The sequence below is a fragment of the Streptomyces sp. NBC_00335 genome, assembly GCF_036127095.1.
Lineage (GTDB): Bacteria > Actinomycetota > Actinomycetes > Streptomycetales > Streptomycetaceae > Streptomyces.
Map to the genome: position 1 here is coordinate 8312403 of NZ_CP108006.1, position 24260 is coordinate 8336662.

Annotated in this window: 28 protein-coding genes; 15 read left to right on the forward strand and 13 right to left on the reverse strand. The window is 71.7% G+C overall.

From position 1 onward, the window contains the following. The first annotated feature begins 67 nt into the window (after positions 1-67). Both OHA37_RS37550 and OHA37_RS37555 read left to right on the forward strand, forming a co-directional pair. On the forward strand, positions 68-628 hold the full coding sequence (locus OHA37_RS37550) for a PadR family transcriptional regulator (RefSeq protein ID WP_266912332.1): 561 nt from the start codon (positions 68-70) through the stop codon (positions 626-628). Positions 629-714: 86 nt separating this feature from the next. Then, positions 715-2451 carry an acyl-CoA dehydrogenase family protein gene (locus OHA37_RS37555; RefSeq protein ID WP_266912334.1) on the forward strand — a complete coding sequence of 579 codons (1737 nt, stop codon included), beginning with the start codon at positions 715-717 and terminating at the stop codon, positions 2449-2451. A gap of 131 nt (positions 2452-2582) precedes the next feature. Here OHA37_RS37555 and OHA37_RS37560 read toward each other — a convergent pair whose 3' ends face one another. The 3 genes from OHA37_RS37560 to OHA37_RS37570 all read right to left on the reverse strand — a co-directional run bounded on the left by OHA37_RS37560 (position 2583) and on the right by OHA37_RS37570 (position 4963). After that, positions 2583-3701 (reverse strand): nucleotide disphospho-sugar-binding domain-containing protein, encoded by a 1119-nt coding sequence (locus tag OHA37_RS37560; RefSeq protein WP_266912336.1) that lies wholly within the window; start codon positions 3699-3701, stop codon positions 2583-2585. 121 nt (positions 3702-3822) lie between these two features. Continuing rightward, complete coding sequence (locus tag OHA37_RS37565; RefSeq protein ID WP_266912338.1) at positions 3823-4653, reverse strand: SDR family oxidoreductase; 831 nt, start codon at positions 4651-4653, stop codon at positions 3823-3825. 163 nt (positions 4654-4816) lie between these two features. Further along, complete coding sequence (locus OHA37_RS37570) at positions 4817-4963, reverse strand: hypothetical protein (RefSeq protein WP_266912340.1); 147 nt, start codon at positions 4961-4963, stop codon at positions 4817-4819. Between the two features lie 59 nt (positions 4964-5022). On the opposite strand from OHA37_RS37570, the gene OHA37_RS37575 reads away from it, so the two are divergent. Next, a protein-coding gene (locus OHA37_RS37575) for an IS5 family transposase (RefSeq protein WP_443046273.1) occupies positions 5023-5867 on the forward strand; the annotation gives its coding sequence in 2 pieces (ribosomal slippage) (positions 5023-5353 and positions 5353-5867; 846 coding nt in all). On the opposite strand, the gene OHA37_RS37580 is transcribed toward OHA37_RS37575, so the two are convergent. The 4 genes from OHA37_RS37580 to OHA37_RS37595 form a co-directional block, all read right to left on the reverse strand. Continuing rightward, positions 5856-6734, reverse strand: coding sequence for a MerR family transcriptional regulator (locus OHA37_RS37580; RefSeq protein WP_266912342.1), 879 nt, complete (start codon positions 6732-6734; stop codon positions 5856-5858). The genes OHA37_RS37575 and OHA37_RS37580 overlap by 12 nt on opposite strands. A gap of 136 nt (positions 6735-6870) precedes the next feature. Next, positions 6871-7437 (reverse strand): GNAT family N-acetyltransferase, encoded by a 567-nt coding sequence (locus tag OHA37_RS37585; protein WP_266912344.1) that lies wholly within the window; start codon positions 7435-7437, stop codon positions 6871-6873. A 36-nt stretch (positions 7438-7473) separates the two neighbouring features. Continuing rightward, complete coding sequence (locus tag OHA37_RS37590; RefSeq protein ID WP_266912346.1) at positions 7474-9105, reverse strand: MFS transporter; 1632 nt, start codon at positions 9103-9105, stop codon at positions 7474-7476. Between the two features lie 127 nt (positions 9106-9232). Continuing rightward, complete coding sequence (locus tag OHA37_RS37595; protein ID WP_266912348.1) at positions 9233-10249, reverse strand: NAD(P)/FAD-dependent oxidoreductase; 1017 nt, start codon at positions 10247-10249, stop codon at positions 9233-9235. 103 nt (positions 10250-10352) lie between these two features. On the opposite strand from OHA37_RS37595, the gene OHA37_RS37600 reads away from it, so the two are divergent. The 4 genes from OHA37_RS37600 to OHA37_RS37615 all read left to right on the forward strand — a co-directional run bounded on the left by OHA37_RS37600 (position 10353) and on the right by OHA37_RS37615 (position 13997). After that, complete coding sequence (locus OHA37_RS37600; RefSeq protein ID WP_266912350.1) at positions 10353-10976, forward strand: helix-turn-helix domain-containing protein; 624 nt, start codon at positions 10353-10355, stop codon at positions 10974-10976. 191 nt (positions 10977-11167) lie between these two features. Then, positions 11168-12100: a class I SAM-dependent methyltransferase gene (locus tag OHA37_RS37605; protein WP_266912352.1), complete on the forward strand. Its 933-nt coding sequence runs from the start codon at positions 11168-11170 to the stop codon at positions 12098-12100. Positions 12101-12275: 175 nt separating this feature from the next. Further along, complete coding sequence (locus OHA37_RS37610) at positions 12276-13250, forward strand: magnesium transporter CorA family protein (protein WP_266912353.1); 975 nt, start codon at positions 12276-12278, stop codon at positions 13248-13250. A 21-nt stretch (positions 13251-13271) separates the two neighbouring features. Then, on the forward strand, positions 13272-13997 hold the full coding sequence (locus OHA37_RS37615; protein WP_266912355.1) for a M15 family metallopeptidase: 726 nt from the start codon (positions 13272-13274) through the stop codon (positions 13995-13997). Here OHA37_RS37615 and OHA37_RS37620 read toward each other — a convergent pair. Next, positions 13918-14535: a TetR/AcrR family transcriptional regulator gene (locus tag OHA37_RS37620; RefSeq protein WP_266912357.1), complete on the reverse strand. Its 618-nt coding sequence runs from the start codon at positions 14533-14535 to the stop codon at positions 13918-13920. The genes OHA37_RS37615 and OHA37_RS37620 overlap by 80 nt on opposite strands. Positions 14536-14729: 194 nt before the next feature. On the opposite strand from OHA37_RS37620, the gene OHA37_RS37625 reads away from it, so the two are divergent. Further along, positions 14730-16193: an MFS transporter gene (locus OHA37_RS37625; protein WP_266912359.1), complete on the forward strand. Its 1464-nt coding sequence runs from the start codon at positions 14730-14732 to the stop codon at positions 16191-16193. Between the two features lie 23 nt (positions 16194-16216). Here OHA37_RS37625 and OHA37_RS37630 read toward each other — a convergent pair whose 3' ends face one another. Beyond that, a complete protein-coding gene (locus OHA37_RS37630) occupies positions 16217-17320 on the reverse strand; it encodes an SRPBCC domain-containing protein (RefSeq protein WP_266912361.1) in 1104 nt (367 codons plus the stop codon). A gap of 86 nt (positions 17321-17406) precedes the next feature. Here OHA37_RS37630 and OHA37_RS37635 point away from each other — a divergent pair, with 86 nt between their 5' ends. The 4 genes from OHA37_RS37635 to OHA37_RS37650 all read left to right on the forward strand — a co-directional run bounded on the left by OHA37_RS37635 (position 17407) and on the right by OHA37_RS37650 (position 19245). After that, positions 17407-17922, forward strand: coding sequence for a GNAT family N-acetyltransferase (locus OHA37_RS37635; RefSeq protein ID WP_266912363.1), 516 nt, complete (start codon positions 17407-17409; stop codon positions 17920-17922). Between the two features lie 172 nt (positions 17923-18094). Further along, positions 18095-18250 (forward strand): DUF6131 family protein, encoded by a 156-nt coding sequence (locus OHA37_RS37640; protein WP_266912365.1) that lies wholly within the window; start codon positions 18095-18097, stop codon positions 18248-18250. A gap of 208 nt (positions 18251-18458) precedes the next feature. Further along, positions 18459-18845, forward strand: coding sequence for a DUF3618 domain-containing protein (locus OHA37_RS37645; RefSeq protein ID WP_266912367.1), 387 nt, complete (start codon positions 18459-18461; stop codon positions 18843-18845). A gap of 103 nt (positions 18846-18948) precedes the next feature. After that, complete coding sequence (locus OHA37_RS37650) at positions 18949-19245, forward strand: WhiB family transcriptional regulator (RefSeq protein ID WP_323182400.1); 297 nt, start codon at positions 18949-18951, stop codon at positions 19243-19245. A gap of 103 nt (positions 19246-19348) precedes the next feature. Here OHA37_RS37650 and OHA37_RS37655 read toward each other — a convergent pair whose 3' ends face one another. The 3 genes from OHA37_RS37655 to OHA37_RS37665 all read right to left on the reverse strand — a co-directional run bounded on the left by OHA37_RS37655 (position 19349) and on the right by OHA37_RS37665 (position 20912). Next, positions 19349-19693, reverse strand: a complete 345-nt coding sequence (locus tag OHA37_RS37655; protein ID WP_266912371.1) for an SH3 domain-containing protein — start codon at positions 19691-19693, stop codon at positions 19349-19351. Between the two features lie 219 nt (positions 19694-19912). Further along, positions 19913-20368, reverse strand: coding sequence for a hypothetical protein (locus tag OHA37_RS37660; RefSeq protein ID WP_266912373.1), 456 nt, complete (start codon positions 20366-20368; stop codon positions 19913-19915). A 1-nt stretch (position 20369) separates the two neighbouring features. Continuing rightward, positions 20370-20912 carry a hypothetical protein gene (locus OHA37_RS37665; RefSeq protein WP_266912375.1) on the reverse strand — a complete coding sequence of 181 codons (543 nt, stop codon included), beginning with the start codon at positions 20910-20912 and terminating at the stop codon, positions 20370-20372. A gap of 161 nt (positions 20913-21073) precedes the next feature. Between OHA37_RS37665 and OHA37_RS37670 the strand changes: the two genes are divergently transcribed. Then, positions 21074-21577 (forward strand): hemerythrin domain-containing protein, encoded by a 504-nt coding sequence (locus tag OHA37_RS37670; protein WP_266912377.1) that lies wholly within the window; start codon positions 21074-21076, stop codon positions 21575-21577. A gap of 103 nt (positions 21578-21680) precedes the next feature. Here the strand turns inward: OHA37_RS37670 and OHA37_RS37675 are convergent, their stop codons facing one another. Beyond that, a complete protein-coding gene (locus OHA37_RS37675; protein WP_266912379.1) occupies positions 21681-22046 on the reverse strand; it encodes a PRC-barrel domain-containing protein in 366 nt (121 codons plus the stop codon). A gap of 222 nt (positions 22047-22268) precedes the next feature. On the opposite strand from OHA37_RS37675, the gene OHA37_RS40920 reads away from it, so the two are divergent. After that, positions 22269-23039 (forward strand): VanZ family protein, encoded by a 771-nt coding sequence (locus OHA37_RS40920; protein WP_443046274.1) that lies wholly within the window; start codon positions 22269-22271, stop codon positions 23037-23039. Between the two features lie 133 nt (positions 23040-23172). Then, a complete protein-coding gene (locus tag OHA37_RS37685) occupies positions 23173-24240 on the forward strand; it encodes a mechanosensitive ion channel family protein (RefSeq protein ID WP_266912381.1) in 1068 nt (355 codons plus the stop codon). The last annotated feature ends 20 nt before the right edge of the window (positions 24241-24260 follow it).

Consider the following 24260-nt stretch of genomic DNA (forward strand, 5'->3'; position numbering starts at 1 on the left):
GGTGAGCCGCGTCTCACCCTCGTGGCGGCGCTTGTCTATGCAACGAGTTGCATAGAAAGATCGGGGCATGGCACTTGAGCACGCGATCCTCGTCTCCCTGCTGGAACAGCCGGGTTCCGGATACGAGCTGGCCCGCCGGTTCGACCGGTCCATCGGCTACTTCTGGACCGCCACCCACCAGCAGATCTACCGCGTGCTCAACCGGATGGAGGCCGACGGCCGGCTCGACGTCCGCGAAGTGCCCCAGCTGACCCGGCCGGACAAGAAGGAGTACTCCGTCACCGCGACCGGCCGCGCCGCCCTCTCGGCCTGGCTCCACGAGCCGGTCCAGGCCGACACGGTCCGCCACGAGCTCGCCGTGAAGATCCGCGGCGCGGCCTTCGACGATCCGGCCGCCCTGATCCGCGAGGTCGAGCGGCACCACCGCACGCACGCCGACCGGCTCACGCACTACCTGGCGGGACAGCTCCGCGATTTCACCGGACCCGAGGCTCCGGCCCCGGACCCCTCCGACGCCGGGCGGGAACTCCAGCACGTCGTGCTCCGCGGCGGCATCGCCTACGAGCGCATGCAGCTGGCCTGGCTGGAGGACGTACTGGCCACCCTCCACCGCCTGACGGCCCCCTGAACCGGCGCCGCCGAGCGCTCCCTGCTCCTCCCTCTTTCTCCTGCTCCCTCGTCACCCCTCATCCTCCGACCGGAAGGCGAACGCCCATGAGCGACCAGCTGCTGTTCAACCCGCGCACCTACGACCCCGCGCACTTCGACCCCGAGACCCGCCGGCTGCTGCGCGCGACCGTCGACTGGTTCGAGGAGCGCGGCAAGCGCCGGCTGATCGAGGACTACCGCACCCGCGCCTGGCTGGGCGACTTCCTCGCGTTCTCCGCGAAGGAGGGCCTCTTCGCGACCTTCCTGACCCCGGAGCCGGCCGCCGGCCAGGACGGGACCGACAAGCGCTGGGACACCGCGCGCATCGCCGCCCTCAACGAGATCCTCGGCTTCTACGGCCTCGACTACTGGTACGCGTGGCAGGTGACCATCCTCGGTCTCGGCCCCGTCTGGCAGAGCGACAACGCCGCCGCCCGCGAGCGCGCCGCCCAACTCCTCGACGCGGGCGAGGTGTTCGCCTTCGGCCTGTCCGAGAAGACCCACGGCGCGGACATCTACAACACCGACATGCTGCTGGAGCCGTATGCCGACGGTGACGGTGCGGGCGGCTTCCGGGCCACCGGCTCGAAGTACTACATCGGCAACGGCAACGCCGCCGGACTCGTCTCCGTCTTCGGCCGCCGCACCGACATCGAGGGCCCGGACGGCTACGTCTTCTTCGCGGCCGACAGCCGCCACCCCGCGTACGACGTGGTGAAGAACGTCGTCGACTCCTCCAAGTACGTCAGCGAGTTCCGCCTCACGGACTACCCGGTCGGCGCCGATGACGTCCTGCACACCGGTCGCGCCGCCTTCGACGCCGCCCTCAACACCGTCAACGTCGGCAAGTTCAACCTCTGCACCGCCTCGATCGGCATCTGCGAGCACGCGATGTACGAAGCCGTCACCCACGCGCAGGGCCGCATCCTCTACGGCCGCCCCGTCACCGCCTTCCCGCACGTGCGGCGCGAGCTCACCGACGCGTACGTCCGCCTCGTCGGGATGAAGCTGTTCAGCGACCGGGCCGTCGACTACTTCCGCTCCGCCGGACCCGACGACCGCCGCTACCTCCTCTTCAATCCGATGACCAAGATGAAGGTGACCACGGAGGGCGAGAAGGTCATCGACCTGATGTGGGACGTCATCGCGGCCAAGGGCTTCGAGAAGGACACCTACTTCGCCCAGGCGGCCGTCGAGATCCGCGGCCTGCCCAAGCTGGAGGGCACGGTCCACGTCAACCTGGCGCTCATCCTCAAGTTCATGCGCAACCACCTGCTGGAACCGGCCGACTACGCCCCCGTCCCGACCCGCCTCGACGCGGCCGACGACGCCTTCCTGTTCCGCCAGGGCCCGGCCCGGGGCCTTGGATCCGTACGGTTCCACGACTGGCGCCCGGCCTACGACGCGTACGCCGCCGTGCCCAACGTCGCCCGGCTGCGCGAGCAGGCCGACGCCCTCTGCGCGTTCGTCGAGACCGCCGCCCCCGACGAGCGGCAGAGCCGCGACCTCGACCTCCTCCTGGCGGTGGGCCAGCTCTTCGCCCTGGTGGTGCACGGCCAGCTCGTCCTGGAGCAGGCCCGCCTGACCGGCCTGGACGAGGACGTGCTGGACGAGCTCTTCGGCGTCCTCGTACGGGACTTCTCCGCGCACGCCGTCGAACTGCACGGCAAGGACTCCGCCACCGCGGACCAGCAGGCCTGGGCGCTGGGAGCGGTCCGCCGCCCGGCCGTGGACGCGGACCGGTCGGCGCGCGTGTGGGCGCGGGTGGAGGCGCTGGCGGGTGCGTACGAGATGAAGCCCTGACGCCTGGCTCGATCTGGCTGACCGGGTCCCGGATCGCGTGCAAGTGATCGTCTGAGGATCGAGCCGAACCCGCACCTCCTACCCGCCGTAGGGGTGCGGGTTCGGCCGTAGGCCGTCCTGGGTTTCCCGCGCTAACCGATGGCCTCGAAGGAGGCGACGAGGTCGGTGGGGGAGGGCAGCGCGGCAATCTCCGCCCGAGTGGCGGCGGCCCCCTTGCGGAGGGCCTCGTCGGTGAGCAGGCGTTCGAGCAGACCGGCGTCCACCGCGTCGCCGGTCGTACGGAGGGCGAAGCCCAGGCCGGTCGCGGCATCGGTGTTCATGAAGTGGTCGGCGCCCTGCGGGAGGATCAGCTGCGGGACGCCCAGGGCGGCGGCGGTGAGCATGGTGCCGGCGCCGCCGTGGTGCACGATCGCGTCCGCGGTGTCCAGGAGCTGCGCCAGGGGCACCCACGGCAGCGCCCGGACGTTGTCGGGAAGCGTGCCGAGCGGGCCCAGATCGGTGTCGCCGACCGCGAGCAGGAACTCGGCGTCGACGGACGCCGCCTCGGCGATCACCCGGGTGACCGGGTCGACGCCCGCGAACGCGGTCACCACGGTCCCGAGGGTGACGGCGATTCGGGGCCGGGAGCCACGGGCCACGAGATCGCGCGGAATCGAACCGCCACCGTTGTGCGGCACGTACCGGACGCGCCAGCCCGTGCCGTCTCCGCCGAGGGAGGGCGGAACGACGTCGAGGACGGTGTGGGTGGCCGGGCCTTCCACCCCACGGGCCCGATACTCGTCCGCCAGCAGTCCGGCGAGCCGGCCGACCATGCCGAAGCCGGACATCACGCCGAAGTTGTGGACCACGGCCGGTATGCCGAGGGCCGCGCAGACCAGGGGAGCGGCGGCTTGGAAGGCGGCGTGGACGATGACGTCGGGCCGCCAGGCGGTGGCGAGTGCGAACAGGTCGTCGATGGTGACCCGCCCGTGTTCGGCGAAGCCGGCCGCGGCGATCCGCTCGGTGTCCTCTGGGCTGTTGCCGTCCGTGATGAACTGCAGGTCCGAGCCGTTCGAGGCACGCTTGAAGGCCTCCAATAGCGTCGAGCCGTCACCGATCCCCACGGTGGGCAGGCCGGACTGCCGCATCTGGTCGTACGGGGCCGAAACCGCGAACAGCACCTGGTGCCCGGCGGCCTGGAGCGCCTGGGCGGTCGGCACCATGGGGAACAGATGGCCCACCGAAGCGGGGCCGGTGAAGAGGACGCGCACGCTGACACTCCTTGGGTCGAACCGTGAATTTCTGCTCGTTCAAGGCCACTTGAGGGTTCTGGCACCTGTTCGAACGAATCCGCGCGCGCCTCGGTTTCCACTGACATGATCGAATTTCGGCCTATTGCGGCGGGCCCTGTACGAGGAGGCGGGCCGCAGCGTGGTCCGCGCGGTCCACCTCGTCCGACGCGTCGATGTAGCCGTAGGCGTCGTCGCCGACGGGGATCCGCAGCGGCGTGGGGCCCTCGGCGGTGACGATGTCCAGGACCCGCGCGGCGAAGTACTCCGGGGCTCCGGTCTCGGGGCTGTCCGCGAGGCCCCGGGCCCCTTCGAGCATCTCGCGGTTGGTGGCGTCGTAGGCGGGGACCCGGTGGGCGGCCTCGGCCATGGAGGTTCCGTAGCGCGTCGCGAACATGCCCGGTTCGATGACGGTGACGCGGATGTTGTGGGGCGCGGCCTCCATCGCGAGGGTCCGGCTCATGCCTTCGAGGGCGTGCTTCCCGGCGGTGTAGGCGGCCAGCCCGGGGAAGGCCATCCGTCCGACCACGGAGGAGACGTTGAGGATGTGGCCGTGCCCCTGGGCCCGCATCAGCGGCAGGACGAGGCGCGCGAGCCGCCAGGGGCCGACGACCAGGGTCTCCAACTGGTCGCGGAGTTCGGCGTCCGAGACCTCCTCGACCGCGCCGAACAGTCCGACGGCGGCGTTGTTGACGAGGACGTCGATGCCGCCCAGGCGCTCGGCCGCGATGCGGACGGCTTCCTCGCAGGAAGCGTCGTCCCGCAGTTCGAGCGGGATCGGGACGATCCGCCCGGGCCAGGCGGCGGCCAGATCCTCCAGGTCGGCGGTCTTGCGGGCGGTGACGGCCAGTTCGTCCCCGGCCCCGGCCGCCGCGGTGGCGAGGGCGTGCCCGAGCCCCGAGGAGCATCCCGTGATCAGCCAGCGTCGTCCCATGGTTCCCCCGTGATGGCCGAGTTGCTGCGGATGTTGACGGCAGTTCATGTTCGGGGCGGATCCGGTCCGCGGTCATCCCCGCTGCGGGGGCGCGCGGAGGCGCGCAGGCGCACGTCCGGGCCCGCGCACGCGCCGGGCGGGCCCCGCGGGCCCTCCGCACGGGTCAGGAGTCCGTGCGGAGGAAGAAGTGATGGCCCGCGAACGGGACCCCGTCGGGGAGTCGTTCGCTCCGGGGCCGGACCAGACCGAGCGTGAGCAGCGCCAGGCGTTCCGCGATCAGCGAGAGCGAAACGACGTAAGGGCCCGCCAAGGGTTCGCGGTCGGAGCGCTAGGCCGTTTCCTTCGGATCATCTGATCGTTGGTTGATGTGTGTCGTTAACTGATGCCCAGTGGGCACGGATTGAGCCGTTGCTGCCGGACCGGACACCGAAGCGGGGCGGACGGTGGCGTGATCACCGGCAGGTGATCGACGCGATCGCGTTCAAGTACCGCACCGGCACACCGTGGATGGAGCTCCCCGAGCACTTCGGCTCGTGGAAGGGCGCCCACAACCGCCTGCGGAAATGGGCCGCCGACGGCACCTGGGAGAAGGTCTTCACCGCCCTGCTCGCCCAGGCCGACGCCGAAGGCGACCTCGACTGGGTCGTCGCGGTCGACTCCACCGTCGTCCGAGCCCATCAGCACGCCGCCGGGGCCCGTCAAAAGGGGCCCCGGCCGGCGAGCCGGACGACCATGCCCTTGGACGTTCCCGCGGCGGGCTGACCACCAAGATTCACCTCGTCGCAGACGGCCGCTGCCGGCCGCTGGCCTTCGTCCTCACGCCCGGCCAGGCCGGTGATGCACCCGCGTTCACCCAGGTCATGGCTCGCTTACGGGTGCCCCGGCCTGTCGGACGGCCACGGACCACACCGGAGACGGTCCTGGCAGACAAGGCCTACTCGTCCCGCGGGATCCGGGCCCATCTCCGTCGGCGCGGGATCCGCGCCGTGATCCCGCAACCTGCCGACCAGGCCGCCAACCGCAAGCGCCGCGGCAGTGGTGGCGGTCGTCCTCCGGCCTTCGACCGTGAGACCTACAAGCACCGGAACACCGTCGAACGCTGCATCAATAAGCTCAAGCAGGGGCGCGGGCTGGCCACTCGATACGACAAGACCGCCACCATCTACCTCGCCGGACTCCACCTCGCCGCCATCTTCATCTGGTCAGCGAGGTGATCCGAAAGGAACCGCTTCGTCGCCGGCGCCGGTGGGCTCGTCGATCGGCCAGGCGATTTCCAGGCGGTTGCCCGGGTCGTCCGGTGTCCCGGTCCACCGGCGGTAGACCATCCGGGCCGGCCCCGCGAAGGCGAAGTCGTGCTCGGTGATCCAGTTGGCGACGGCGTCGTACGCGCCGAGGATCTGCGGGAACGCGGCGTCCGCTCCCTCGACCTCCGTGCAGGCGAGGGTGCTCTCGGGCAGCTCGCGCACGATCATGCCCTCGGGCAGGTCCGTGGGCTGCGCGCCGTCCTCCCAGAACGGCAGGCACGCCTCGACGAGCGTCTCGTTCTCGTTGTCGCACACTCCGTGGAAGCGGACGAAGGCGGGCCCGGTGAAGGTGAGCGGGCCGCGGCCGGCGACCTCGTACATCTCCTGATAGGCACCGCGAAGGAAGGCGTCGAGCCCGGAGTTGTCCAGGGTTGCCCCGCGGACGAGGATCCGTTCGGCGGCGCCCTGGCGGACGGTGACATGGTGGGTCATCTCTGCTCCTTCGGTCAGTCGGCTCAACAGGCTGTGGACCAAGGAACGCTGTACCTCCAGCCGCCGTTCGGCCGCCCGCAGACGCGCCTGCAGAGCGGCGACCAGCTCATCCTCGCCGCCACCGAGCAGCTGGCGCACCTCCTCGACCGGGATGTCCAACTGCCGCAGCGCCCTGATCGACTGCGCCGTACGCACCTGATCACGCCAGAAGTACCGGTAGCCACTCACCGGATCGACGAACGCCGGCACCAGCACGCCACTGGCGTCGTAGTGCCGAAGCGCGGTGACCGAGAGGCCGCTGGCCTGCGAGAACTGCCCGATCGGCAGCAGGTTTCTCTTGTCCATGGCATTGACTGTGCCGTCTCTCGTAACCCGAGAGTCAAGCCCGTCCTCGAATGATGGCTGCACCGCCATCGCCAAGATGCGCCCGGCCATCCCCACGCGCCGAAGTTCCGCGACGGCCTGATCCGAAAGACACGGCCTAGGCGAGCGGGGCCGTTCCTGCCGCGCCCGGGCCCGCCGCGCTGCCGCCGGCCCGGGCGGCGCGGCGCAGGCGGGACCTGGCCGGATCCTGAGGGGAGTACGAGGACGTGCCGGTGTGTTCGCGCGGGTTCGGGCGGACGAACAGGGTGACGGTGACCTTCTCGGTGAACCCGTTGCGCCGCATCATCGCCGCGGAGGACGCGTTGCCGCTCTCCACGTCGGTGATGATCCGGGACGCTCCCGCGGCGAAGAGCGCGGCGCAGCAGTGCTCGACCAGGGAACTCGCGACTCCGCGACCGCGGGCGCGTTCCTCCAGGGCGATCCACTCCAGGTAGCCCCAGTCCTCGCGCTCGTCGTAGGACAGTGATCCGAGGACGAAGCCGAGCAGTCCCTCCTCGTCGCGGGCGATCCAGCAGGCGTCCGGCTGGGCGTCCCAGTGCGCGGCCACCGAAGACAGTGACCAGGACGTGTAGGGCATCGCCTTCACGTCGAAGGCCCGGTAGCCGAGATCGAGAACGGCATCGAGGTGGGTCAGTCGCAGGGGGAGGGTCTCGACTTCACTCATGAACTCGATGATGACATAGGTGCATATGTCTGCCCGTCACCTGAGGGAGAGGGCCTCGGGGTCCGCCGTCGGATCCTGGGCGTACTCCAGGGCCTCCGCCTCCGCCTCCGCCGGCGTCTTCGGGCCACGGGCCAGGACGTAGAGGAACAGGACGCCCATGACGGCGACGCCCGCCCACATGGCCTGCTGCCAGCCCTCGACGAAGGACTGCCGGGCGGCGTGGACGAGGGCCTGCGCCTGGGGGCCCGCACCGTGCGCTGCCTCGACGGCGTTGGCGAGGCCCTCCCGCGCGGCGTCGGCGGCGCCCTGCGGGATGCCCTGGAGCCGCTCGTCGACGGCATCGCGGTAGCCGGCCGACAGGAGCGCTCCGAGCAGGGCCACTCCCAGCGCGGTGCCGAACTCGCGGGTGACGTCGTTGAGCGCGGAGGCCACGCCCTGGCGCTCCCGGGGCAGGGAGCCGGTGATGGCTTCGGTGGAGGGCGTCATCGCCAGGCCCATGCCGATGCCCATGGCGAGCATGCCGGGAAGGACGGACAGGTAGCCGCCGTCGACGGAGACGATGCCCGCCATGAGGGCGAGGCCGGCGCCGGCGAGCAGGATGCCGGCCGCCATGGCGCGGCGGGCACCGGTGCGCGCGGCCAGCCGGGGAGCCAGGCCGGAGGCCAGCATCATGGCCACGGCCATGGGCATCAGCGCGAGCGTGGAGATGAGGCCCGACCACCCGAGAACGGCCTGGAAGAAGGGGAAGAGCACCACGAAGATCCCCGCCTGCACACCGAAGACGGTCAGCAGGGTGAGGGAGCCGCCGGCCAGCCCGCGCTCGCGGAACAGCCGTACGTCGAGCAGGGCGGCGTCCCGGAGACGAACCTCCCGGACCACGAAGGCGACGGCGGCGAGCAGCCCGGCGACGAGGCCGGTCAGGGTGGTGGGATCGGACCAGCCGCGCTCCGGCCCTTCCTGGAGGGCGAAAATGAGGCCGGCCACGGCGACGACCGAGGTCAGCGCGCCGACGGTGTCGTACGCATGCCCGGGGGTCTCGCGGGAGTCGGGGATCACGCGCAGCGACATGACCAGGGCCACGACGGCCAGGGCGACGGGCAGCACGAAGAGGTAGCGCCAGTTCGCCACGTCCACGAGCGTCGCGGAGAGGAACATGCCGAGGACGCCGCCGCCTCCGGCGACCGCGGTCCACACACCGATGGCCCGGCCGCGCTGCTCCTCGGGGAAGGTGGAAGTGATCACGGCGAGGGTGATGGGCATGATCATCGCGGCGCCCACACCACTGAGCAGGCGTGCGGCGAGCATGACCTCCGTGGACGGGGCGAGGCCCGCGACGGCGCCGGCGACGCCGAAGACGGCCAGGCCGGCGATCAGCGTGGGCTTGCGGCCCAGCCGGTCCCCGAGTGCTCCGAGCGGGAGCAGCAGGGCGGCCAGCGTGAGGGTGTAGAGGTTGATGATCCACAGGACGGTGCTCTGCGAGGCGCCGAACTCGACGGCGAGGTCGGGCTGGGCGACGTTGAGCCCGGAAACCGAGGCGATGACGGCCATCAACGCGATGCATACGGTGATCAGGACGGTGCGCAGCCGGCGTGCGTCCGGCCGGTCTTGGCTGTCGGCGCCGCCGGGTCCTTCGGCGGCTGCCTCCCGTGGGGGCTGGTGCGAACTCATGGTTTCCTCCCGGAAAAGGGCATGCGGAAGGCAGCGCCGGACCAGGTCCGGCGCTGCCGGGGTGGGGTGGGGCGGGAGCGGGCGTTCGCGCGCCCGCCGGGCGTCGGGCGTCGGGCCGTAGTGGGCCTCAGGCGGTGGCGGTGGTCCCTGCCGGGGCGAGGGCCGCGACTGCCGCGTCGGTGTCGGCGACGGCGAGGAGCGCGTTGACGTGGGCGCCGGCCAGCGCCCCGGCCGCGGCGGAGGCCCCGACCTGGGCGATCGGGTCGGTGACGTTGCCGGCCACCCACACCCCGGGCACGTCGGTGGCGCCGGCCGCGCCGGAGATGAAGCGACGGCCGCCGCCGGGCAGTTCCTCCATCGGCAGGCCCAGGCCCGACAGTCCCTCGGTACGGGCCACGAGCGTGGTCGCCACCGCGAGGACGCGGCGGTCGACGACCCGGCCGTCGGCCAAGCGCACGCCGCGGATGCCGCCGTCGGCGTCCCCCACGACCTCTTCGACCGGGGTGTCGATGACGCGGATGGTGCGTGCGGCGAAGCGCGTACGTGTCTCTTCGTCCAGCTCGGTGCCGTCCGTGAAGTAGACGAGGTCGTCGGTGAGCTGACGGAACAACAGGGCGTGGTGGACCGATGCGGGGCCGGTGGCGAGGACGCCGATCGGCTCGTCGCGCACCTCCCAGCCGTGGCAGTACGGGCAGTGCACCACGCTGTGGCCCCAGTGCTCCGCCAGTCCGGGCAGCTCGGGCAGGACGTCGCGCAGACCGGTGGCCACCAGCAGGCGGCGCGCCGTCAGGACGCGGCCGTCGGTCAGGGTGACGGTGAAGCGCAGGTCGCCGTCGGCGGACGGATCGGCGTGCTCGGCGGCGCAGACCTCGCCGGAGACGACGAGGCCGCCGTAGCGGCGCACTTCCTCACGGCCCCGCCCGTACAGTTCCGCCGGCGGGGTGCCGTCCAGGCCGAGCAGGCCGTGCACGCCTTCGGCGGGCGCGTTGCGGGGGGTGCCGCTGTCGATCACGACGACCGAACGGCGGGAGCGGGCGAGCATCAGCGCGCCGTTCAGACCGGCGGCGCCGCCGCCGATCACCACGGCGTCGACGGTCCCGTCCGGCAGTGCGTCGGTCGCGTGGGCGGTGGTCGTCGCGGACATGGCGTCGGTTTCCCTTCGGGAGGTTTCGTGCCGGCCCCGTGGTCCGGGGCCGTCTGCGTACGACGCTAACCGCGACTTGCAGGGCGGGCATACAATGTTGCCTATGACGCAAGAAGACGGCGATCTGGACAGCCTGGTACGCAAACGCATCCGCGCGCTGCGGGTGGCGCAGGGCTGGTCCCTGGAGGAACTGGCCACGCGTGCCCGGCTCAGCCAGTCCACGCTCAGCCGCATCGAGAACGGCCAGCGCCGCCTGGCGCTGGACAGCCTGGTCACGCTCGCCCGCGCGCTCGACACCACCTTGGACCAGCTCGTGGAGACCGCGACCGACGATGTCATCACCAGTCCGATGATCGACGCCGCTCGCGGGCAGATGCGCTGGCCGATCAAGGGGGAACCGGGGATGACGGTCATCCGCCAGCGCATGACCGAGCCGCCACCCGACAACCCCTCCCGGATGCGCGCGCACCCCGGGCGCGAATGGCTCGTGGTCCTGTCCGGTACCGCGATCCTGTTGCTGGGGCACCGCCGCTTCCGCATCGAGACGAACCAGGCGGCCGAATTCCCCACGATGATGCCGCACGCGATCGGCGCCGAGGGGGGACCGTGCGAGATCCTGGGGATCTTCGACCGGGACGCCCGCCGCGGCCACCAGAGGGACAACGGCATCGGTGACGGGGGAGGCGACGGGAACGGCGAAGGCGCCGGTCAGGGGCCGGATCATTGACGAGGCGCGGGCGGGCGGCTCCTTGAGGTCCTCCATGTCCTCCATGTCCTCCAGGTCGGTCCTGGCTCCCCCTGCCCCGTACGGGTTGTCGGGCGCGGGCGTCTTGCGCGTCCTGGGGGCCCCGAGGCCATCTTCTTGCCTAACCGGCAAGATTGCATGCGGCAAGCGCATGGGCGTCCTACCGTGGATCCATGACCCACGCACAGCACGCACCGCAGCACGGCCACGCCCAGCACGCCGGCCACGGCCCCCACGGCCATGACCACGCCCAGGTCGACGCCCATGCCCACCACGACGCCCACGCCCACCACGAGGCCGACGGCCAGGCGGAGATCCTCGACCTCGACGCGGAAGTACTCGCCGAGCACATCGCCGACATCACCACCTGGCTGCCCCTGCACGAGCCCCCTCGCCACATCGTGGACCTGGGCTGCGGCACGGGAGCCGGCACCTTCGCCCTGCTCGACCGCTTCCCCGACGCGCACGTCACCGCCGTCGACTCCTCGGCGGCGCACCTGCTGCGCCTGCGCGAGAAGGCGTGCGCCCGAGGCGTCGAGGACCGCGTCCGCACCGTGCAGGCCGACCTCGACGAGACCGAGTGGCCCGAACTCGGTACGCCGGACCTGGTGTGGGCCTCGGCCTCGATGCACCACATGGCCGACCCGGACCAGGCCCTGCGCACGGTCCGGGAACTGCTCGCCCCCGGCGGGCTGTTCGCCGTCGTCGAGCTGGCGGGCTTCCCGCGCTTCCTGCCCGAGGGTGCCCCCGAAGGCCGGCCCGGACTGGAGGAGCGCTGCCACACCGCGAGCGAGTGTCACCACGCCGAGCACGTGCCGCACCGCGGCGCCGACTGGGGGCCGAAGCTCACCGCGGCCGGATTCGCCCTCGACGGCGACCGCGTGATCGACGTGAACATCGAGGGCTCCCGCAGCGAGGCGGTCGGCGCGTACGCCCTCAGCAGCCTGCAGCGCCTGCGCCGCAGCATCGTCGACACCCTCGTGCCCGAGGACCTCGCCGCGCTCGACCGGCTGCTCGACACCGACGGCCCGGAGAGCATCCTGCGCCGCGACGACCTCGCCGTGCGCACCGAACGCTCCGTCTGGGCCGCACGCCGCAAGAACTGACCCGTCCCTCTACGGCCGCCCCGTCCCCTCCGCGGCCGATCCGTCCCGCTCCACGGCTGCCGACCGCGTGCACCCACCGGCCGATGCCCACCGGCCGACTCCCCGAGGCGACCCCCGCCCGCGCGCGGGGGTGTCGCTCGCGGACCGGCCGGAGCCGTCCGCCTAGCCTGCTCGGGTGGCACGAACCCGGCTGTACCGCGATGGTGTCCTGGCCCTGGAGGGGTTCCCCACCCAGGACCTCTCCGCATACGCGGGGCGGCCGGACTGCCACGTCTGGCTGGACCTCTGCGATCCCACCGCCGCGGACTTCGACCTGATCACCGAGCAGTTCGGGCTGCACGAACTGGCCGTCGAGGACGCCCGGCACGCGCACCAGCGAGCCAAGCTCGACCGCTACCGCACGCACCTCTTCCTCAGCGCCTACGCCGTCTACACCGACACCCCCGACGGTCCCCTGCGGGCCCGGGAGATCTCCGCCTTCATCACCGCCAACGCCCTGATCACCGTCCGCGCGAGCGGCCACTTCGACATGGACCGCGTCGTCGACTACTGGGACGACTCCGCCGACCTCGCCAAGGAAGGCGTCGGCTTCCTGCTCCACGGACTGCTCGACTGCCTCGTGGACGGCCACTTCAAAGCCGTCCAGCAGCTCGACGAGCAGATCGAGGCCCTGGAGCAACTGCTCTTCGAGGACGGCCGCGACGAGGTTCGCACCGTTCAGCGGCGCTCGTACGACCTGCGCAAGGACCTGGTGCTCCTGCGCCGGGTCGTGCTGCCCATGCGCGAGGTCGTCAACACCCTGCTGCGCCGCGACCTGCACACCGTCAGCCCCGCGATGCTGCCGTACTACCAGGACGTCTACGACCACGTCCTGCGCGCCACCGAGTGGACCGAATCCCTGCGGGACCTGGTGAACTCGGTCATGGACACCAACCTCAACGTCCAGGGCAACCGGCTGAACCTGATCATGAAGAAGGTCACCAGCTGGGCCTCCATCATCGCCGTCCCGACCGCGATCACCGGCTTCTACGGCCAGAACGTCCCCTTCCCGGGGGACGGCACGCACACCGGCTTCCTGGTCTCCTCCGCGCTGATGCTCACCCTCTCGGTGGCCCTCTACCTCGGCTTCAAGCGGCGCGACTGGATCTGAGCCGTGCGCGATGATCACGGGATGAACGAGATCATCTTGATGTCGGACCCGAAGGTCGCGGCGATACCCGTCGAGGAGTGCGGCGAACGCCTCGTCGACGTCCGCCGCGGCGGCCATCTGCTGGTCGACGCGCGCAAAAAGGACCCGGCGGACGCCTTCGCGCACCTGCGGGAAGGCGTGCTGGCACGCCTGCTCGACGCCCAGCAGGCCCTGCCCCGCGGACTGCGGCTCCTGTTCGTCGAGGGGTACCGGCCGCCCTCGCTCCAGCGCGCGTACTTCGAGGAGTACGCCGGCCTGCTGCGGGCCGACAACCCCGGGTGGAGCGAGGATCGGATCCATACGGCCGCGAGCCGCTACGTCTCCCCGCCCGCGATCGCTCCGCACAGTGCCGGTGCGGCCGTGGACCTCACGCTCGCCGACGCCGACGGCCGCGAGCTGGACATGGGCACGCGGATGAACGCGGACCCGGAGGAGAGCGGGGGCGCCTGCTACACGCACGCCGCCGGCATCGGCGGGGAGGCCCGCGCCAACCGGGAACTGCTGGGCGCCACCCTCACCGCCGCCGGGCTGGTGAACTACCCGACGGAATGGTGGCACTGGTCCTTCGGGGACCGTTACTGGGCTCTGCTCACCGGGGCGACCGCGGCGCTCTACGGCCCGAAGGAGATCATTCCTGCGGCCGGCGCAGCAGCGGGGGAGCCGGGTGGGGCAGGGGACTCGCCGCGGCCGGGCTCAGGCCGTCCATGACCAGGGCCACGTAGCGGCGCCAGCCCTCCTCGGCGGGGTCCATGGTCCACAGCACGCTGACGAGCATGCCCATGATCCTCTTCAGATCGTCGGGCACGAGGTCGCCCCGGATCACCCCGGCCTGCTGCCCCCGGGTCACCAGCGGGTCGAGCGCGGCGAAGAACCGGGCGCTGACCTCCGCGGAGAGGACGCCGGCGTTCCGGGCGGCCGTCAGCACGTGGTGCTCGCCGGCCGCCGAGGCCAGGGCGGCTTCGAGTACGACGGTCAGGCCGCGGCGGGGGTCCTCGTCGGCCAGTCCGCGGTCGATGACGGGGAGGACGTCCTGGGCGAACTGCTGGTCGATCACGGCCCGGAGCAGGGCGGCCTTGTCGGGGAAGCGGCGGAAGAGCGTGGCGATCCCCACCCCGGCCCGTCGTGCGATCTCGTCGAGCGGGGCATCGGGTCCCAGCTCGGCGTACACGTCGCGGGCCGCTCTGACGATCTTCTCGATATTGCGCACGGCGTCGGCGCGCAGGGGTTTGGGGCTTTCGGTCGGCACACTGCCGACCATACAACTGATAGTCGACGATCGGATCAGGTTGACACGTCGTACACCCCGAACTGATAGTTGACTACTGATTGTGGTGCACGCCGACCTCGTGCCCACGCTCCGCCGGGCAGACCCCTCCGTACCTCGTGCGCCCCGTGCCGTCCGGCCGGCCGGGCCTGCGGCCCACGCCTTTAGGACCCTTCATGCAACAGCCGCCCACGGCCGCCCCCCGCACCGGCAAGGTGATCGCGACGCTCGCACTCGCGGGCATCGCCGCAGCCGTCATGCAGACACTGGTCACGCCGCTGCTGGCCGACTTGCCGAACATCCTCCACACCTCCCACTCCAACTCCGCATGGGTGGTCACCGCCACCCTCCTGGTCGCAGGCGTGTGCGTACCGATCAGCGGGCGCCTGGGCGACATGCTCGGCAAGCGCCGCATGCTCCTGGCCTGTTGCATACCGCTGATCGCCGGATCGGTGGTGTGCGCGCTGGCGGGCGGCGTCGTCCAGATGATCATCGGGCGCGGGCTGCAGGGCGTCGGCATGGGCATGATCCCGCTGGGCATCGCCCTGCTCCGCGACATCCTCCCCGCCGAGAAGCTCAGTTCCTCCATCGCCCTCGTGAGCGCCTCCATGGGCATCGGTGGCGGCATCGGCCTCCCGGTCTCCGCGGCCGTCGCCCAGTACACCAGCTGGCGCTTCCTGTTCTGGGGGTCCGCGGTGCTCGCCGGCTGTGTCGCCGTCATGATCGTGGCCTTCGTCCCCGATGTTCCGGCCGCCGCCAAGGGGCAACGCTTCGACGTGGTCGGCGCACTGGGCCTCGCGGCGGGCCTGGTGTCCCTGCTGCTGTTCGTGTCCAAGGGCGCCGACTGGGGCTGGGGATCCGCCACCACCCTCGGTCTGATCGCCACCGCCGTGGTGGTCCTGGCCGCCTGGGGGTGGTTCGAATGGCGCACCACCGACCCGCTGGTGGACCTGCGCACCACGGTCCGCCCGCGCGTCCTGCTGACCAACCTCGCCTCCGTCTCCATCGGCTTCGGCATGTACGCGAGCATGCTGGTCATCCCGCAACTGCTGCAGTTCCCCGCCGCCACCGGCTACGGCCTGGGCCAGTCCATGCTGGCGGCCGGCATGTGGATGCTCCCCGGCGGGCTCATGATGATGGCCGTGTCCCCCCTCGGCGGGAAGCTCACCAACTCCCACGGCCCCAAGGTCACCCTCGTGTGCGGGGCGCTCGTCCTGGCCGCGGGCTACGGCGTCGCGCTCCTCTTCTCCTCGACCGCCGTCGGGCTGATGGTCGCCGTCATGGTCGTCAACAGCGGGGTCGCCCTCGCCTACGGAGCCATGCCCGCTCTGATCATGAGCGCGGTGCCGCTGACGGAGACCGGCGCGGCCAACGGCTTCAACGCCCTCATGCGCTCGCTGGGCACCTCCGTCGGCGCCGCCGTCGTCGGTGTGGTCCTGGCCCAGATGACCACCACGGCGGGCGGATTCACCTTCACCTCCGAGGCGGGCTTCCGCACCGGCCTGCTGATGGGCGGCGGCTTCGCCCTGCTGTCCGGGGCCATCGCGGCCCTGATCCCCGCCCTGCGGCCGCAGCAGCTCGAACTGCGGGACCAGGCGGGCCCCACGACCGAAACGGCCCCCGCCTCAGTGAGCAAGTAGCGCCGGCGCGCAGCCCGTTCAGCTCATCGGGCCTCTTCGACGTACGACGCCAGGTGGGCCAGCGAGGAGGCGATGCCCGCCTCGTGGTCCGCCCGGTCGATGCCCGGGGGTACGTCCGTGGCGGTGAAGGTCACCTCGGTGCCGACGGCGGAGGCGGCGAGGTGCCAGGTCATCGTCATGGTGCCGGCGTAGGAAGGGTCGTCGGACTCGAACACAGCCTGCTGCACCACGCGTTCCGGCGGCACCAGCCCGGTGAACCGTACGTCGACCACATCGGTCGCGTCGGACGTCTTGCCCGGGCCCGCGCCGGGGCTTTCGGCGGGATCGAGGTAGGTGAGGACCATTCGGAAACCGCCGCCGGGCCGCGGGTCCCACTGCTCGATCCGCCCGCTCATCCCGTCCGGCGGGAGCCAGGCTTCGAGGGACTCGCGGTCGAGGAGGGCGGCGTAGACGGCCGCCCGCGGCGCGGCGACCGTCCGGGTGACGCGGTCGGTCCTGCCGGTGGGTCCGTCGCCGGCCAGGCCCCCGCGGGTCGGTGCACCGTCGGCGGGGGCCTCCAGGGTGCGGAGATGGGCGGTCACGGCCGCGGTGGTGCGCGGTTCGTCCCGGCTCGCCAGTAGGTCCAGCAGGGCTCCGCGCAGGACCGACAACAGCAGGGTGCGCTCGGCGAGCCCCTCGGGCGTGTCGCGGCGGTCCGGCGGCTGGGCGGCGGCGAAGACCTCCAGCCAGTCGGCGATCGTCCGCTCCGCGAACCCCGCCCAGGGTCCCGCGCCGTCGCCCAGCGAGCGCGCATAGCCCTCGACCCAGAGGGTGAGTACCTTGCGGTGCCCCGGGTCGGCCAGCCAGCTCCACACCAGTTCGCCCGTGCGTGCGAGCCCGTGCTCCGGCCGGGCCCGGTGCACGGCTTCGAGCATCCCCGTCTCGTCCTGCCGCGCCCGCGCGAGCAGCGCCTGCACCAGGGCGTCCTTGCTGCCGAACAGGAAGAGGAGGACGCGCGGACTGCTGCCGATCGCCTCGGCCAGGGGGCGCAGGGACATGTCCGCCAGCCCGTGGTCGAGCACGTGGGCGTAGGCCAGCTCCAGGAGCTGCTGCTTGCGGGCGGAGCCGTCACGGGCGGAAGGGGTCATCCGGACATTATGCTTTACTGAAACGGTCGTTTCAGTAGTTCGATGGCGCAGTGATGCAGTGCCGTCATGCGTGAGAGAGGGTCCCCATGAACGAGGTCCGCGCGGTGATCCGGCCCATGGGGGAGCCGGGCGATCTCGGCTGGGTGGTCATGGCCCACGGCGAGCAGTACGCGAAGGAATTCGGCTGGGACATCAGCTTCGAGGCCCTGGTCGCGCGGATCGTCGCGGACTACGCGGCCGGCCGCGATCCCTCCCGCGAGGAGGCCTGGATCGCCGAACTGGACGGCCGCCGGGTCGGCAGCGTGTTCTGCGTGGCCGGCAAGGAGGGCGACGAGCGCGAGCGGAGCACCGCCACACTGCGGATCCTCCTCGTGGACCCCGCCGCCCGCGGTCACCGCCTGGGCTCGCGCCTGGTCGCACAGTGCGTGGACTTCGCCCGCGAGGCGGGGTACGAGCGGATCCGGCTGTGGACGAACGACACCCTGGTGGCCGCGCGCGGGATCTACCTGGCCGCCGGCTTCCGGCTCGTGGAGGAGGAGCCGCACCACAGCTTCGGCGCCGATCTGATCGGACAGGTCTACGAGCTCGACCTGTCGGCCTGAACGGCGCCCCACCGGCCGGTCCCCGGCAGGGTGGCTCTCCCGGACCGGCGCGCGGCGAGCGCCGGCCGCCGTCGCCGACAGATAAGGACGGCGTCCGAGGGTAGACGCGGGCCGAGGCACAGCTGCGGAGCCACCCGGTTCGCCGCTTTCCCGACGCGCGAGTGAGGACATCATGCTTTTCGCCGGACTCATCCTCCTGCTCATCGGATTCCTGACCGGAATCTCCGTTCTGTGGACCATCGGCGTCATCCTGCTCGTGGTGGGGGCGGTGCTGTGGCTCCTGGGCTCGGTCGGACACGCGGTCGGCGGCCGACGTCACTACTGGTAGCCGGCGGCGGAACCGCCGGACCCCGGCCCACTGGTGGCCCGTCCCGTTCGGGGCGGGCCACCAGTCCGTTTCCGGGCCAACTCGCCCGTGTGATGCGCCCGTTGCCGGGTATCCGCGCAGCACACCCGTCAGGCGGACATCGCGGGGCGCACGGCGCCCGGCCGGCCCGCGGGTAGGCGGAGGACTCGAAGGAAAGGGAACCCCGACCATGACGACGACGATGACGAAGATGACGAAGAAGATGACGACGGCGACCGGATTGAACGCAAACAAGTCCGTCCCCGGCGCACGGGCGCTCCGCCGACAGGCCGCCCGGACCCGCAAGGAACTCGGCCGGACGGTCGAGGCGCTGGTCTCCAGGGCGGGCTCTTCGTCGCGGGTCCACGAGACCGCCGAGCGGCTGCGGGGGACGGCGGCGTCGCACGTCGGCCGCCTGGTGGAGGACAAGAACCTCGATTCCGTACGGGGCAAGGCCGTGCGGGCCGCGACCACGGCGCGGAGCCACCGGACCGCGCTGCTCACGGCGGCCGGCGTACTGGCCGCGGCCCTGCTCGCCCGGCGGAGCCGCCGGGCACGGCGGGGGCAGGCCGTTTGAACCAGGCGTTCCGGGTCAGACGCGATGGGATCACGTATCCGAATCCGGTCCGGATCCGCTCCGAATCCGGGCCGTCTCCGATGGAGGTTCCGAGGTGGGAAATGTGTCGCGTCTACCGGGTCGCGCCGAGCACCACTGGCTGTGGCAGGAGGACGCCGCCTGCCGGGAACTGGGCTCGCGGCTCTTCTTCCATCCCGCGGGCGAGCAGCGCGTGGAGCGGGAGGCGCGGGACTCGGCGGCGAAGGAGGTGTGCGCCCTGTGCCCGGTGCAGCCCGACTGCCTGCGGCACGCGCTGAAGGTGGGAGAGCCGTTCGGCGTCTGGGGCGGGCTCACCGCGCACGAGAGGCGCGGACTGCGTACGACGGGAGCGCGGAGGCAGGCACTGTCCTCCACCGCCTGAGCGCCTGCGCGCGTACAGGGACCCGCAAAGGGACCCGCAAAGGGAACGGCCCCCGAACTCCGGGGGCCGTTCCCTTTGCGGCCTTCCACCGCCCGGCGCGCTCTCAGCAGGGGCGGACCGGCTGGAGGTTGTGCACGTAGCGGGCCGAGACCCAGCCCTTCGAGCCGTGCAGGCGGTACCACACCGGGTTGCCGTCCACCCAGCCCCCGCGCTTCTGGCACACGAGGAGCACCCGCTCGTGCGGATGCAGCTTCTTCACCACGTCCGAGTACACGGTCGGCTTCTCGCGGACGTTCAGCGGTGCGCGGGACTCGACCACGCCCACGGGGCCGGACTTGACCTGCCCGTACCCGGCGGCGAGCCCGCCGGCCGCCCAACCGGCCGTGCTCAGCGGCCCGATCAGTACTCCGGCCGCCAAGGCGTACGTCAGCAATGCCTTCTTCACCATCGGATCCACTCTCCCTGTGTCGCCTGGCCTCGGGGCCGGCAGCTCGCGCGGCCGACGCCCCGACCGACTATCCACCGATCGGGCGGCGGATGGTCGGCGGCCCGTGGGGAACACGCCCCCGATGCTCCGGATGGCCCAGAGTCCTCCGCCGTGGCCGCCTGACGGGCGGCCACGGCGGAGGACCCAGGAGACCCGGATGGCGACACCGGGCCCCGGCACTCAGGTCGCGAGCAGCCGGTCCACCAGCGAGCGGTAGGCGCGCAGGGCCTGCCGCAGATCCTCGGTGGCGACCTGTTCGCCGCCGTTCCACCGCTTCTCCAGCCCGTCCCGGCGTGCGGACAGGGTGTCCGAGAACTTCAGCATGACCTCCGACACCAGGACGTCCGCGGACCGGACCGCCTCCCGCGGATCGTCCACGAACCGGCCCTGGATCTCGTTCCAGGTGGTGTGGTAGCGCTCCGCCTCGGCGTCTCCCAGGAACGGTTCTTCCTCGCTCTGAGACCCTCGATGTGATTCCGTCCCGCCGGTGGGCTCACCGGCGGGCCCGTTCGCGGGAGCCGCCTTGGGCGGTGCGGGCGGCGTGGGCGGCGGCGTGGGACGAGCGAGGTCCTCCGCCGTGAAGACGGGATCGGACACCGCCCCACGTCCGGACTTGTCCTCGTAGATCTTCTTCATGTCATCGGCTCCTCTGGTCGGAGAGCAGCTCCTCGAACAGGGCGCGGTAGTGCACCATCGCCCCGCGCAGCTGCTCCGTGGTCGCTTCGCCGGTACCGCCGCGCACCTTGGTCGCGTGGGCGGCCCGGTACTGCTCCAGCGTGTGGCCGTGCTCGACGGAGAGGTCACGCACCTGTTCCCGGTGCCCCTCCGTGGGATAGCCGCGCTCACCCATCAGCCGGGTCACGAGCTCGTCGGCCTCGTTCACGGAGCGTTCCGGCCCGTCCACGAACCGCTGCTGGACACCGGTCCACTCCTGCGCGTACTCCTGCCTGCGCTCGGGCGGCAGCTCCTTGATGCCGAGCCGGCCGTGCCGCTCCTCACGGGCCCGCAGCTCCCGCTCGGCGGCCTTCCTGTCCCCGCGTTCCTCTACGGTGCGCTCGTACTCCGGGCCGAACCGCCGGCGCAGGTGGCGTCGTCGGGACAGTGCCCACACCAGGGCGACGAGGGCGATCACGACGACCGCCGCCACGACGATGACGGCTATCAGTGCGTTGGTTGACATCTCCGGCCTCCGTTCGGGGGCTTTACGTCTCAGTCGGCGCGGTTGCCCTGCCGGCCGGCGGGCAAACCCGCACCGGCACCAATGCGGCCAAGGTTTGAACCCGCCCGCATCGAGCAGGCGCCCATGCGAAACGAATCCCCGAGACGGAGGAGGGACGTGGCATGACCGCGGACGCACGCGAGAACCAGGACGTCGTCGCCTTGATCCTCAAGGACCACCGCACGATGGAGGAGCTCTTCCGCCGTATGCGCAGCGTGGAGGCCGACAGGGCGGGCGCGCTCGCGAAACTCTCCGCGCTCCTCGTCGCGCACGGCGAGGCGGAGGAGGCCGAGGTGTACGGGGCCCTGAAACGGTTCAAGGACGTCGACAACGCGGAGGTGGACCACGGGACCGAGGAGCACGCCGAAGGGAACGAGGCCCTCCTGGCGCTGCTGGAGGTGTCCGAGGTGGGTTCCGACGCGTGGGACGGGCGCCTGGAGGACCTGGTCAAGGCGGTCACCCACCACCTCGACGAGGAGGAGCGCACCATCCTCAACGGAGCCCGCGAGAACGTCCCGGACGAGCGGAGGGCCGAGCTCGGGGCGGCCTTCCTCCGGGAGCGGGAGAGGCAGCTCGCCGCCGACTGCGGCAGCGTCGAGAACGTGCGCGCACTCGTAGGGGGATGACGGCCACGCTGGTGCGCCGGGGCCCGGCAAGCCGGCCCCGGCGTGCCGCGGGCACGGCACTGGGCCCGGACTCATCGAGTCCGGGCCCAGTCGCGTGCACGCGTCAGATGATGCGGCCGCCGAAGCCGCCGATGGAGTAGTAGGTCCCGAGCTCCTCGCGGTAACCGACGTCGTCGAGGTGCTTCTCACGGTGGAACTCCGGAGCGTCCTTGATCTGCTCCTTGGTGCCGTCGACGTAGACCTTCTCCCGCTCCACGTCGACGATGATCACCGTGCTCGCCGGGAGCAGGACCTCCTTGCCGAAGATCCACATCCCGGTGTCCACGACCAGGTAGGCGTCACCGGCCTCGTCGGAGTGCTTGTCGACCTTGCCGATGCTGCCGTCGGTCGCCTCGACCGTGTAACCGATCAGATCGGTACCGGTCAGGTGGCCCGCGGTCGACCGGTAGCTCCACACATGCTCAGTCACGCGAAAACAACTCCTTCGCCAGACAGGGGGCGACGAGGCTGGGCCTGCCGTCCCTCTCTTTCGATGTCGTACGGGGCACTGTCGGCGCCCCGCGCGAACTCGCCTGCCCCGGCTTCGCCCGTTCATTCGCTCCCGCACCCGATGGTGTGGCGGCCCGACGGTCCGTACCCGGCCCTCACTTCCGGGCGAGTACAGGCCCCTTCACAGGGCAGACGAGGCGGCATGACATGGAGACACGCGCTGCGGCGCGGTGAGGGGACCGACAGCGGAGCCGTGCCAGCCGGTTGGCGACGACGCGATCCGGTGCACCCGGCCATCCGGGCGCTGGCCATGGTGGCGGCCTTCGTCGGGACCGTCCTGTTCAGCGTGGTCCTGGCGCGGCTCACGCTGGAACCGTCCGCCGCCTCGGTGGACCTGGTGCACAGCAACGTCCGCCCCGGCCATTCGATCAGCGCCTACCTGGACGGGGCGTCGACCTTCGAGGCGGTGCGCCAGCTGGGCGGAAACCTGCTGCTGGGCCTGCCGTTCGGTGTGCTCCTGCCCGTCCTCATGCCGCCGGCCCGGGGACTGCTGCGCGTCGCCGCGGTGACGGTCTGTCTGATGACGCTGGTCGAGCTGATCCAGGGCGCCCTCGTCACGGGACGCGTCTTCGACATCGACGACGTCATCCTCAACACCGGCGGAGCCCTCCTGGGCTACCTGCTGATCGGCCGCAGGCTGGGCCGGGCCGTGCACCCGCGCCGCAGGCACTGGTGGCACCGCAGGCCCCGGCCGGGCACGGCCGTGCCATCGCCGAGGCCGGAGCCGGAGCCGGAGGCGGTCTCGAAGCCGGAGCCGAAGGCGGTCCCGAAGCGGGCCTCGAAGCCGGAGCCGAAGGCGGCCTCGAAGACGGTCTCGAAGCGGGCCTCGAAGCCGGAGCCGAAGGCGGCCTCGAAGGCGGCCTCGAAGCCGCGTCTCGCGGGCTGGCGAAAGGCCCTCCAGCGCGAGAAGTGACCCCCGCGCGCGGGCCGGAGCGACCTCGGCCTCCCCCCGGAGCAGGACCCGCGGCCGACGGGCTCCCCGTGTCAGGTCCCCGTCGTGGGGCAGGCGCGCGGGAGTCCGTGCCGCTTCCACCCACTGGGGAGACATGAACACCGTCCTTCGCCTCCTGACCGTCCTCGGGGGATCGATCCTGGTCACCGCCGCGGCCGGCTGGGCCGTCGACCGACTGCTCCGCCGCGCCGCCGCGCGACACCCCGAAACGCCGCTGTGGAACCTGCTGCGCCGCTGCCGCCACGCCCTGCAGATCGTCCTGCTCGCCGCCCTGTTCAAGGGCGCCTACCGGCAGACGCAATGGCCGCCGCTGCGGGACAACGCCGCCGCCGTGGGCCGGATCCTGTCGCTGGCCCTGATCGGCGCGGGGGCCTGGCTGATCGTGACCGTGGCCTCCGCCGCCGTCGAGTCGGGGTACGCCCGGTACGCCACCGGCACCCGCGACCCGGCCCGCGTACGCCGGGTCCGTACCCAGGTGACGCTGATCACGAGGGTCGTGACGGTCGTGGCGGCCGTGATCGCGGTGGCCGCGATGCTCCTCACCTTCCCGAGCTTCCGCGCGCTCGGAACCTCCGTGCTCGCCTCCGCCGGGATCATCGGCATCGTGGCCGGCGTCGCGGCCCAGTCCACCCTCGGGAACCTCTTCGCGGGTTTCCAGATCGCCTTCGGCGACCTGGTGCGCATCGGGGACACGGTCGTGGTCGCCGGCGAGTGGGGGGTGGTCGAGGACGTCACCCTCACCTTCCTCGCCGTACGCACCTGGGACGAACGCCGCATCACCATGCCCGTCTCGTACTTCACCACCCGGCCCTTCGAGAACTGGTCGCGCGGCGGAGTCCAGATGACCGGCACGGTCTTCCTCCACTGCGACCCCGGCGCGCCCGTGGACCTCATACGGGACAAGGTCCACGAGATCCTGCACGACTGCCCGGAGTGGGACGGCCGCGGCTGGGACCTCGCCGTCACGGAGACCACGCCCTCCACCATCGTGGTGCGGGCCATCGTCACGGCCAAGGACGCCGACGACCTGTGGACGGTGCGCTGCGCCGTACGCGAGAAGCTCATCGCCTGGCTGGCGGAGAAGCACCCCGGCGCCCTGCCCCGCATCCTCCTGGACCGGGCTCCGGCGGCGCACGACACGAAGGACGGCCGCCCCTTCTGACGGAACTCCGGGCCGGAGCG